The 12,136-nt window shown below is 60.8% G+C and carries 6 protein-coding genes; 3 read left to right on the top strand and 3 right to left on the bottom strand.

Features of this window, described 5'->3' with window-relative positions:
* Positions 1-109: 109 nt before the first annotated feature.
* Positions 110-1,501 (bottom strand): aldehyde dehydrogenase family protein, encoded by a 1,392-nt coding sequence (locus D8U70_RS22895; RefSeq protein WP_130929787.1) that lies wholly within the window; start codon positions 1,499-1,501, stop codon positions 110-112.
* 104 nt (positions 1,502-1,605) lie between these two features.
* Here D8U70_RS22895 and D8U70_RS22890 point away from each other — a divergent pair, with 104 nt between their 5' ends.
* Positions 1,606-2,484 (top strand): LysR family transcriptional regulator, encoded by an 879-nt coding sequence (locus D8U70_RS22890; protein WP_038862196.1) that lies wholly within the window; start codon positions 1,606-1,608, stop codon positions 2,482-2,484.
* 12 nt (positions 2,485-2,496) lie between these two features.
* Here D8U70_RS22890 and D8U70_RS22885 read toward each other — a convergent pair whose 3' ends face one another.
* Together D8U70_RS22885 and D8U70_RS22880 are read right to left on the bottom strand one after the other, a co-directional pair.
* A complete protein-coding gene (locus D8U70_RS22885; protein ID WP_130929786.1) occupies positions 2,497-3,120 on the bottom strand; it encodes a glutathione S-transferase in 624 nt (207 codons plus the stop codon).
* A gap of 115 nt (positions 3,121-3,235) precedes the next feature.
* Positions 3,236-4,054, bottom strand: coding sequence for an alpha/beta hydrolase (locus D8U70_RS22880; RefSeq protein ID WP_095180222.1), 819 nt, complete (start codon positions 4,052-4,054; stop codon positions 3,236-3,238).
* A gap of 223 nt (positions 4,055-4,277) precedes the next feature.
* Here D8U70_RS22880 and D8U70_RS22875 point away from each other — a divergent pair, with 223 nt between their 5' ends.
* A complete protein-coding gene (locus D8U70_RS22875; protein ID WP_130929785.1) occupies positions 4,278-5,984 on the top strand; it encodes a ShlB/FhaC/HecB family hemolysin secretion/activation protein in 1,707 nt (568 codons plus the stop codon).
* Positions 5,985-6,009: 25 nt separating this feature from the next.
* Positions 6,010-12,136, top strand: a 6,127-nt coding sequence (locus D8U70_RS22870) for a filamentous hemagglutinin N-terminal domain-containing protein (protein ID WP_130929784.1), incomplete at its 3' end; no start/stop codon positions are given.

The raw sequence follows: 12,136 nt of genomic DNA, 5'->3' as shown, positions 1-12,136 counted from the left end.
TTGTGGGAGCTGGCTTGCCAGCGATGGCTCCGGTGGATTCGGCATCTTCATCGCTTGATACACCGCTTTCGCGAGCAGGCTCGCTCCCACGGGTTTTTAGGCATCCGGCTTATTTACGATCCAGCCATACGGTCTGCGCGTTGCAGAATTCCCGTACGCCAAAGTGCGACAACTCGCGACCGAAGCCGCTCTTCTTCACGCCGCCGAAGGTCACACGAGGATCGCTCGCCGAGTAGCCGTTGATGAACACGCCGCCGGTTTCCAGTTCGCTGGTCAGTTGCTCGGCCAGCGCGACGTTGGCGGTGTAGATCGTGGCGGTCAGGCCGAAATCGCTGTCGTTGGCCAAGGCCACGGCGTGTGCGCAATCGCGGGCGGTGATGATTGAAGCGACCGGGCCGAACAGCTCTTGCTTGAACGAGGTCATGCGGTCGGTTACATCGGCCAGCACGGTCGGTTCGTAGTAGTTGCCGGCGCCCTCGGTTTTTCTGCCGCCGAGCAGCAGCTTCGCGCCTTCCTCCAACGTGTCACGCACTTGCTGATCGAGTTCATCACGCAGATCGAAGCGCGCCATCGGCCCGATATAGGTGTCCGCATTCAGCGGATCGCCCACCTTCAACTGGCGTGTCGCTTCAACGAACTTGCGGGTGAACTCTTCGACAACACCTTGTTCGATGATCAGACGCTTGGCAGCCGCGCAAACCTGGCCGGAGTTCTGATAACGACCGACCACCGCCGCGTGCACCGCCTCATCCAGATCAGCATCGTTGAGCACGATGAACGGATCGGAGCCGCCGAGTTCCAGCACGCATTTCTTCAATGCCGCACCGGCCTGAGCACCGATGGCCATGCCGGCGCGGACGCTGCCGGTCAGCGTCACAGCGGCGATGCGCGAATCGGCAATGGCGCTGGAAACGCCTTCCGGGGTGACGTTGATCACTTCAAACACGCCCTCGGGGAAACCGGCGCGAACAAACGCATCGCGCAACAGGTAAGCGCTGCCCATCACGTTTGGCGCGTGCTTGAGCACGTAGGTGTTGCCAGCGATCAGCGTTGGCACCGCGCCGCGCAGCACTTGCCAGATCGGGAAGTTCCACGGCATCACCGCCAGAATCGGCCCCAGCGGACGGTATTCGATACGCGCCTTGCCGCCTTCAACCTGGGTGGCTTCGGCGTCGAGCATGGCCGGGCCGTGTTCGGCGTACCACTCGCAGAGCTTGGCGCATTTCTCGATTTCGCCATGGGCCTGGGCGATCGGCTTGCCCATTTCCTTGGTGATCATGGTTGCCATCGCTTCTGAGGTTTCACGCAGCGCGCCGGCGAGGGCGGTCAAAAGGCGCGAACGATCCTGCAGCGGCTTGCGCTTCCACTTGCCAAAAGCGAAGGCAGCGCGAGTCAGTGCCGCATCAAGGGCAGCGGCGGATTCGAACGCGTAATGACCGATCTGCTCGCCGGTGGCAGGGTTGATCGAGATGGCGTGGGTCTGGCTGGAAATCTGGCTCATTGACGTTGTCCTGTAGGTTCGTCGGATGGGCCTAGAGTAGGGTGGCGTTAGTTTTCTGGAAACTGAATAATAGAGATCGTTTCTTTCACGATCGGAGAATGACTGTGGATCTGGTGCAACTGGAAATCTTCAAGGCCGTGGCCGAGCACGGCAGCATCAGCGCCGCCGCCACGCAGATTCATCGCGTGCCGTCGAACCTGACTACGCGGATCAAGCAGCTTGAGCAGGACCTCGGCGTCGATCTGTTTATCCGCGAGAAGAGCCGTCTGCGCCTGTCGCCGGCCGGGTGGAGTTTTCTCGAATACACGCGGCGCATTCTCGATCTGGTGCAGGAAGCGCGGGCGACGGTGGCGGGGGAGGAACCCCAGGGCGCGTTCCCGCTGGGCTCGCTGGAAAGTACCGCAGCAGTGCGTATTCCCGAACTGCTGGCGGCATACAACCAACAACATCCGAAGGTTGATCTCGACCTGTCCACCGGGCCATCAGGGACGATGATCGACGGTGTGCTGTCCGGGCGTCTGGCTGCGGCATTCGTCGACGGCCCAGTGCTGCATCCGGCCCTGGAAGGTGTGCCGGCGTTCGAGGAGGAAATGGTCATCATCGCGCCGCTCAATCATTCACCGGTCGAACGTGCGGCGGACGTTAACGGCGAGAATATCTACGCCTTCCGATCCAACTGTTCCTACCGTCATCATTTCGAAAAATGGTTCAGCACCGACGCTGCCGTACCCGGCAAGATTTTCGAAATGGAGTCCTACCACGGCATGCTCGCCTGCGTCAGCGCCGGTGCCGGCCTGGCACTGATGCCGCGCAAAATGCTGCAAAGCATGCCCGGCAGCGCGACGGTCAGCGTCTGGCCGCTGACCGCGGACTTCCGCTATCTGACCACTTGGCTGGTGTGGCGCCGGGGCACGGTGTCGCGCAGTCTGAGCATGTTCGTGCGCTTGCTTGAAGAGCGGGGCGTGGTGCGTGAGCAAGCCTGATCGAGCATGTCTTTATGGCGTGCCATTGCGCCCGTACAAACGATAACCGTCGCGCTGATTCAAGCGATCGTAATAGGCGCGCACCGCAGCCAGATTCCCGTGATCGAGCGGCGTTTCGAACCAGCGATTCACTGACAGCCCGATCGGAATGTCCGCCAGGGAAAACTGCTCGCCACTGACGTAAGCGCCAGTCTTCTCCAGTTGGCGGTCGAGGATTTGCATGTTGCGCATCCAGTCCCGGCAGCCGGCGGCCAGGGCATCGCCGTCCTGATAATCCGGCGACTTGCGCACCAGTGCCATCAGCGGGTACGACCAAGAGCGATTCAGCTCCGAGGCCTGCCAGTCGATCCACTGATCAACTCGCGCCCGAGCAATCGGCTCACCGGGATACAAATGCGCGCCGCCGTAACGCGTCGCCAGATAACGAATGATGGTGTTGGATTCCCAAAGAGTGAAATCGCCGTCCTGGATCACCGGCACCATGGCGCAGGGATTCAGCGCGAGAAACTCCGGCGTGTTCGGCGACTTGAAGCCCGAACCCCAGTCTTCGCGCTCGAATTGGATGTCCAGTTCAGCACAGGTCCACAGCACTTTGCGCACATTGATCGATGAGGCTTTGCCGAGTATTCGCAGCATGGGATTTCCTTTTCCGGGTAGTGGACGCAGAAAAATACCATAGCGCAAAACACAAGGCCCGCATCGCGCGGGCCTTGGTTCATCAGCATCTGACTACGGCTTTTGCCGGGCGGGATTACCGGTTGAGGAACGCCAGCAGATCCTCATTCAACGCCTGCGCATGGGTTACGGCGAACCCGTGCGGCGCGCCGGCGTAAACCTTCAACTCAGCGCCTTTGATTTGCGCAGCGGCCTGCTTGCCGGTGGTTTCGAACGGCACGATCTGGTCGCCGTCACCATGGATCACCAGGGTCGGCACATCGATCTTGGCCATGTCCGGGCGGAAGTCGGTTTCCGAGAACGCGGTCACGCAGTCGACGGTGCCCTTGAGCGATGCCATCAGCGCGATGTTCAGGGTTTGCGTGAGCACGCCGTCAGAGACTTTCTGGCCCTGATTGGTGCCGTAGAACGGCGCGTTGAAGTCGGCGATGAACTGCGCGCGGTCCTTCAGCAGGCCGGCCTTGATGCCGTCGAACACCGATTTGTCGACGCCGTCGGCGAAGTCGGCTTTCTTGCCGAACAGCGGCGTGACCGCACCGAGCAATACCAGGCCGGCAACACGCTCGCTGCCGTGGCGGGCGATGTAGCGGCTGACGTCGCCGCCGCCCATGGAAAAGCCGACCAGGGTCACGTCGCGCAAGTCCAAATGGTTGATCAGGCCAGCGATGTCATCGGCGAAAGTGTCGTAGTCGTAGCCGGTCCACGGCTGCTCCGAGCGACCGAAACCACGGCGGTCGAAGGCGATGGTGCGATAGCCGCGACTGCTCAGGTATTCCATCTGGTATTCCCACATGTCGGCATCCAGCGGCCAGCCGTGGCTGAACAGCACGGGCTTGCCGCTGCCCCAGTCCTTGTAATAGATCTCGGTGCCGTCTTGGGTCTTGAAGGTGCTCATGCAAACTCCTTGTGATCGTGTGTGGCAAGAATAGATGCCGAATGGGCAACGGCCACTATCCGCGCAAAACGCGCCCGCCACTTGTACGCAGGTGCTGGTTTCACCCGTATGAAAGCGCGGCAAATCCCGATGAGCGGAACAAACTTAAGTTTGACGTCAAAATGATGGCCCTCTAATATCGCGCCACTATTTTGATGTCACTTTTTATGTCGAGGGATCGAACATGTTTTCACCCGCCTTCACGGCGCGGTTGTGCCTGGCGCTGCTCTGCCTCTCTCCGCTTGAATCTGCCTGGGCCGCGCCCACTCCTGGTGAAACCGACCTGATCCGCGAACGTCAGAACCGTTTGCTCGAAGAACAGCAGCGGCGCCTCGAAGAACTCAAGGATCTGCCCGGCAAAGACGCCAAACCGGCGCAACCGACAGCACCCGCCGATACGCGCTGCTTCACCATCAAAGACATCGAGCTCAAGGGCGCCGACAGCCTCTCGGAGCGCGATAAGACGCGGCTGCTCAAGCCTTATATCGGCGAATGCCTCGGCGTGCCGCAGCTCAACGAGCTGCTCAAAGTCATCACCGATCACTACATCGAAAAAGGTCTGGTCACCAGCCGCGCTTATCTGCCGCAACAGGATCTGTCCGCCGGGCACCTGAAAGTGCTGGTGGTCGAAGGCAAGCTCGAAGGCATGAAGGGCGCGGAAAACAGCCGGCTCTCGGATCGCGAACTGGCCATGGCCTTTCCCGGCAAAAGCGGTGAACTGGTCAACCTGCGCGAGATCGAGCAAATGGTCGACCAGCTCAATCGCCTGCCATCCAATCAGGCCAAAATGGAGCTGGCGCCGGGGCAGAATGTCGGCGGCAGCGAGGTGCGCGTGACCAACACGCCGCAGAAGCCATGGCGCGCCGGCCTGTCGCGCAGCAACGATGGCCAACGCAGCACCGGCGAGCAGCAGTGGGGCACGTCGTTCGACTGGGATAGCCCGCTGGGTCTGGCCGACCAGCTGAGCTTGCGCGGCGGCCACGATGCGATGACCGATCACCAGCACACTTCCAACAACGCCATGCTCAATTACAGTCTGCCGTGGGGCTGGTGGACGTTCAGTTACACCTACAGCCAGAGCGAGTACCGCTCGCAGATCGCCGCCAACGGCTACAACTTCAAGCAGACCGGCGACAGCGAAAACCATCAACTGCGCGCCGAGCGCGTGATCCATCGCGACGCGGTCAGCAAGACCTCCCTCAGTGCGGGACTTTCGTACCTGCGCAGCAACAACTTTATCGAAGACAGCAAACTCAAACTGAGCAGCAATCGCATCAGCGAAGCGCAATTCGGCTTCAACCACGGCCGTCGTGTCGGCAGCGCTTTCGTCAACTTCGACGCTGGCATGCAGGAGGGCATTGGTGCTTTCGATGCGCAGGGCAGTCACGATCCCGGTCCCGGCGAACCGGATGCACGCTACCGCAAATACACCGCAACCCTGAGCTATTTGCAGCCGTTCAAATTACTCGGTGAGTCCTTCAGCTTCAGCAGCCTGATGACCGGCCAGCGCAGCGAAGATGTGCTGTTCAGCCCACAGCGCACCAGCCTCGGCGGCTCGGCGTCGATCCGTGGCTACAAGGATCAATCGTTGTCCGGCGACAGTGGTGGCTACTGGCGCAACGACCTGCGCTGGAGCCGCCCGGTGACTGCCGAATGGCTGCAACCGGTGTTCGCCGAATACGGCACCAGCCTCGGTTACGACCAGGGCGTGATTCGTGGCGATCGCTACAACGGCGATCAGCACGGGCGCATGTCGAGCAACTCGCTGGAGCTGTTCGCCCGTGGTCAGCATGTGGCCGCCAGCGTGACTTTCGCGCATTCCCTGGAACGACCGGACGCGCTGACCGAGCGTGAAGCGCCGATTTATTTCCGCCTGGATTTCTTCATTTAATTTTTGCCCGCTTCGAGATTCTGATATGGACATTCGCCACCTGGCCTTCCTGGCCAGCCAACCTTCTGCAGCCATAAAAAAGCGCGAGCAATTCTGCGGCATGCCCAAGCGTGGTCTGGCCTTTTTGCTGGCGAACGTCATGTTCTGGCAACCGGTGTGGGCGCAGGCGGACGGCATCGTTGTCAGTGCACCCAGCACCAGTCTGGATCGCGCCGGCAATGGCGTGCCAATCGTCAATATCGCAGCGCCCAATGGCAGTGGCCTGTCGCATAACCAGTTCCACGACTACAACGTCGGTGCGCAAGGCGTCATCCTCAACAACGCCACCGACCGCATGCAACAGACGCAACTGGGCGGGATCATTCTCGGCAACCCGAACCTGCGTGGCGCAGCGGCACAAACCATCCTCAACGAAGTCAATGGCGGCAGCCCGAGCCAGTTGCGCGGCTACACCGAAGTCGCAGGGCAATCGGCACGGGTGATCGTTTCCAATCCTTACGGCATCAGTTGCAACGGTTGCGGTTTCATCAACACGCCACGTGTCACGCTGACCACCGGTAAACCGGTGCTCGACAACGGTCGCCTGGAGCGCTTTCAGGTCGATCAGGGAAGCGTTTCGATTGACGGCGTCGGTCTTGATGCGAGCAACGTCGACAGTTTCGAAATCATTACCCGCAGTGCGCAGATCAATGCACAGATCCACGCAAAAAACCTGAACATCACCACCGGCCGCAACGACGTCAACGCCGACACGCTCAGCGCCACCGCCCGTGCCGATGACGGCAGCGCCAGACCACAACTGGCCATCGACTCCTCGGCGCTCGGCGGCATGTATGCCGGTGCAATCAAACTGGTCGGCACCGAGCAGGGCGTTGGTGTGAAGCTGGCGGGTGATCTTGCCGCCAGCGCCGGTGACATCCGGATCGACGCCAATGGCCAGCTGACCCTGGCTAAAGTCACGGCGGGTAATGCCGTCGATGTAAAGGCCAAAAGTCTCGATGCCCAGGGCGCGGTTTATGCCGGTACGCAGGTCACCGTACAAACCGCCGAAGACCTGATCAATCGCCAAAGCCTCGCTGCCCGTGACCGCGTCAGCCTGAGCAGCGGCGGCAGGCTGACCAACGCTGGTGTGATTGAAGCCGGGGTGAACGCAGACAACAGCCGCAACGCCAAGGGTGATCTGTCGATCAACAGTGCTTCGGTGAGCAACAGTGGCAGCGTGTTGGCCAGCCGCACATTGCACGCCAGCGCAGCCGACACGTTCGAGAACCAGAACGGTACCGTGCAGGCTCAAGACCTCACTCTGAACGCGGCGCGCCTGGTCAACCAAGGTGTGAATGCACGCGTTTATGGTGAAACCCGTCTGGTCGTGAGCGCGCCGGCCATCGTCAACCTCAGCGGCCTGATTCGCTTCGCCGATGGGCAAGCGGCAACACTGGTGGTCGACAGTATCGACAACCGTCAGGGCCGTATCGAAATCGCCGGCGGCAGCCTCAAGCTCAATGCTCAGGTGGTAAAAAACACCGGCGGCAAAGTGATCGCCGGTCGCCTCGACGTGGACGCCCGTCAACTGGACAACAGCGGCGGCCTGATCGGCGCCAGCGACGGTGAGGCCAAGGTTGTCGCCCGCGAACGTCTGAATAACGGCGCGGGCAAGATCCAGGCGAAAACCACACTGGCACTGTCGGGTGGGGAGTTGCTCAATCAGGGTGGGACGCTGGCAGCCGACGACATTCACGTCACGGCCACTCGCCTTGATAACAGCGCCAAGGGTGTGATCAGCGCGGAAAACGGTGCTGCTGATCTGACGCTGATGCAGGATTTCGACAACCACGACGGCAAGGTGCAAGCCTCGGATCGCTTGACCGTCACTGCGCAGAGCATCAACAACCGCAACGCAAGTCTGACGGGCAAAACCCTCGAGGTGGCCAGTCGCGGCACGCTGGATAATACGCAAGGCACGATTTCGTCCGATGACAGCGTGGTTTCCAGTGCAGACCTGGATAACAGCCTTGGCCTGATCCAGGGGACCGATCGCCTGAGCCTGACCGCGCAAGATCTGCAAAACGCCAGCGGCCAACTTTTGGGGGGCATCGTCGACGCAAACCTGCGCAATCTGATCGGCAACAACGACGGCACGCTCAGCGCCGAAACCGGGCAACTGACGCTCCTCGTCCAGCAGCACTTGAACAACGCATTGGGCCGTCTGCAATCCATCAAAGGCGATGTGGAACTGCGTGCCAGCTCTGTCGATAACCGTGGCGGTGTAGTCGCCGCCCGGCAATTGCTGGTGTTGGCCAAGGACGGACCCGTCGACAACCGTGGCGGGCGGATGATCGCCGACGGCCTGGAGTTGCACGCGGCCAGCCTTGATAACCGTGCCAACGGGTTGTTGGCCGCAGGTGCCGATGGCGCGCGGTTGATCCTCAAGCAAACTGCACCAAGCCAGTCGCAACTGCTGAATCAACAGGGCCGGATTCAGAGCGAAGGTCAGTTGCACATCGACGGTGACGAGATCGACAACAGCGCCGGTGTCCTGCTCGGCAACGCTATCGACATCAATGCCAAACAACTTGGCAACAACGACAAGGGCGGCATCGTCGGTAATGGCGGCGATGTCGTCCTCAACATTGCCGGAGTTTTCAGCAACGTCACCGGTCTGGTCGATGCTGGCGCACAGCGCTTGCTCCTTGATCAACTGACCTCGCTGGATAACCGGGGCGGCACCCTGCAAGGCAAGCGCCTGGACATCAATAGTGCCTGGATCAACAACAACGCTGCCGGGCAGATCATCGCTGGCAGCGACGGCCTGAAGATTACTGGCAAAACACTGCTCAACCAGCAAGGTGTGATTCTGGCCAACGGCAGCCATGCCGAACTGGCGCTGAACAACGGCAATTTGCAAAACCAGGGCGGCACGCTGCAAGCCGACTCGGTGAGCATCACCAGTGCCGACCTCGACAACAGTGCAGCCAGCGGCAAGGCCGGGCTGATTTCCAGCCTGATCGATGACCTGACGTTGACGGTAACGCGCCTGACCAACCGCGCCGGCAAAATGTTCGGCAAGGATCAGGTGATCTTCACTGGTACCAGCCTGGACAACACCAGCGGCGAGATCAGCGGTAATCAGCTGGGGCTCGAAGCCGTCGGGCAGGTTCTCAATCAGGGCGGCCTGATCGAATCGGCGAACAGCCTCAAGCTGACTGCCAGCGGCTTGGATAACAGCGCCGGCGGCCAGCTCCGCGCCCTCGGTGGCGCTGCGAGTCAGATCAAGCTGACCGGCAATCTGAACAACCAGAGCGGCGTGATCGAAATCGGCAGTCAGGACCTGCTGCTATCCGGTGCCGAAATCAATAACTTCAGCGGCAATGTGCGCCACGCGGCACAGGGCCTTTTCGACCTGGATGTGAGCCAACTGGCCAACAACCAGGGCAGTCTCACCGGGCTGGGCAATGGTGTATGGGATGTCGGCTCGGTCAACGGTGTTGGTACCTGGCAACTGAACGGCGGGCTGACCTACACCAGTGCGCAGAACCTGACGCTCAATGCTGGCGAACGGATCGCCAGTGCTTCGGCGCTCAGCCTCAACGTGGCCAACCTGAACAATGCCGGACAATTGCTCAGCGGCGGCGATCTGGCGCTGACCCTTGGCGGCAATCTGCTCAACAGCGGCAAAGTCTCCGCGCAGCAGAAACTCACGATCAGCGCCAACGACGTGATCCAGCAGGACGGGCGACTGGTCAGCGGCGGCGACACCGTGATGACCTTGCGCGGCACACTGGACAATCTCGGTCGCCTGATCGCCAACCAGAACCTCACGGTGACGGCGGCACGGATCAATAACAAAGGCACCCTCGGCGCCCAAGGCAATCTCGAATTCACCGCCGCCAACGGTCTCTACAACGATGCCGACACGCTGCTGTTCAGCGGCGGCACGATGAAGCTGCACGGCAACAGCCTGAATAACTATTACGGCGATATTTACAGCCGCGGCAACATGAGCTTCGACGCTGTCGATGGCGGGCGCGCGGCGTTGTTCAGCAACTTGTCGGGCACCATCGAAGGCGAGGGTGACGTCGATATCAACGCGGTTTCCTTCGAAAACGCCAAAGCCGAGTTCGAGCTGACTTCCGGTCAGTCGTCCGGCAGTTTGAGCTGGGTGTGCGGTCAGCACTGCGATGGTGGTGATGGCTGGAAGCGCGGCACCATCACCATCACTACCCAATTCAACGACGAAGTGCTCAAGGACTCGCGCGCGGCGCGATTCGTGGCAGGCAAGAACTTCACCATCCACGCCAACCAGGTTGAAAACCGTTACAGCCTGCTGGCCGCCAACGGCGACCTGACCGTGACGGCTGACAGCCTGCTGAACCAGGGCGCGGAGTCGCGTTCGGGGACGCGCGTGGTGAAAAGGGGCACCCCTGGGCGTATCGACAACAGCCTCTGGGACAAGATGGAGTTCGTCGATGTTCCGGCGTTCAACGCGGCTACCGCGGCCGGCAACTTCGATCAGGCGCGGTTCGATGAACTGATCAGTCGCTCCAGTGATTCGCGATTCTCTTTGATGAGTGACGTCACCACCTGGAATGCAAACGGCAACGCCGTTTACGCTGCGGTGATGCAGGCCGGCGGCAAGGTCAAGCTCGACGTCACCAATAGCATCCAGAACGGCACGCTATACGACAACACTTATGATCAACTGACAGGTTCCCTGGCCAGCGACCAGACAGACGCGGTCGGCGGCATCAACATCAACCTGGGCAAACGTAGCACCGACGCTGTCGCCCAAACCTCCAGATCCGTTACCCGTATCGAGCATGTCGACGCCGATGGCGTGAAGCAGATCAGCTTCACACCGGTGGACTTCAAAGGTGTGCCGTTCGCCGCAGTCGACCCGACGGCTTCCTCGACCTTCCGGTTGCCGAAAGGCCCGTACGGCATGTTCGTGCAAAGCACCAATCCGCAGAGCCGTTATCTGATCGAAACCAACCCAGAGCTGACTCAGACGACGGCGTTCATGAGCTCCGACTACCTGCTCGGCAAGCTCAACTTCAGCGCCGACGAAGCGGCGCGTCGCCTCGGTGACGGTCGCTATGAATCGCGGCTGATCAGCGACGCCGTCATGGCCCAGACCGGCCAGCGTTTTCTCGCCGGTGGCCTGGAGAACGACTACGAGCAATTTCGTTATCTGATGGATAACGCGCTCGCCAGCAAAAATCAATTGAACCTCTCAGTCGGCGTCAGCCTGACCTCGGCGCAGGTCGCTGCGCTGACCCACGACATTGTCTGGATGGAAGAGCGCATCGTCGACGGCCAGAAAGTGCTGGTGCCGGTGTTGTATCTGGCGCAGGCCGAGTCGCGCAACGTGCGCGGTGGCAGCCTGATTCAGGGCCGAGATCTGGAAATGCTGGCCGGTAGCGATCTGGTCAACGTCGGCACATTGAAGGCCAGCAACGACGTGTCCGTCGACGTCAAGGGCAGCCTCTATCAGGGCGGTCTGGTGGAAGCCGATGAGCGTATCAAACTCATGGCCACCGACAGCATTCGCAACGCACTGGCCGGCGAAATCCGTGGCAATCAGGTCGAACTGACGACACTCAAGGGCGATATCGTCAACGATCGCACCGCCATCGCTGTGCGTGATGGCAACGGCATGCGCACCCTCGTCGACGACGGCGGCATCATCAGCGCCCGCGACAGCCTGACCATCAAGTCCGGACAGGATCTGACCAACGCGTCTGCCATCAGCAGCGGCGGTGACGCCAGCCTGAGTGCAGCGCGCGACATCAACCTGTTGGCGACACGCGACGAAGACGAACTCCACGAATCGTTCGATGGCGGCCATCGCTCAGTCATTACCACCACCGTGGAAAACCTCGCGTCGACAGTGAAAACCGGCGGCGACCTGAAGCTCGATGCCGGTCGCGACATCAACGTCGTCGCCAGCACAGCCGAAGCCACCGGCAACCTCACCGCCGAGGCCAAGCGCGACATCTACCTGTCCTCGGCCGGTGATGAACACAACGTCGAAACCCATAGCAAGGACGGCAAGAAACGTGTCCATGAACAGGATGACCACACTGTTCAGAAAGCAGCTGAGTTCATCGCCGGCGGCGACGTAAAAACCAGTTCCGGCCGTGACACCACACTGG

It is taken from the genome of Pseudomonas sp. Sample_20 (genome assembly GCF_004307585.1).
GTDB classification, from domain to species: Bacteria; Pseudomonadota; Gammaproteobacteria; order Pseudomonadales; family Pseudomonadaceae; genus Aquipseudomonas; species Aquipseudomonas atacamensis.
The sequence above is the reverse complement of the archived record's forward strand: the minus strand, read 5'-3'. Positions and strand labels throughout refer to the sequence as shown.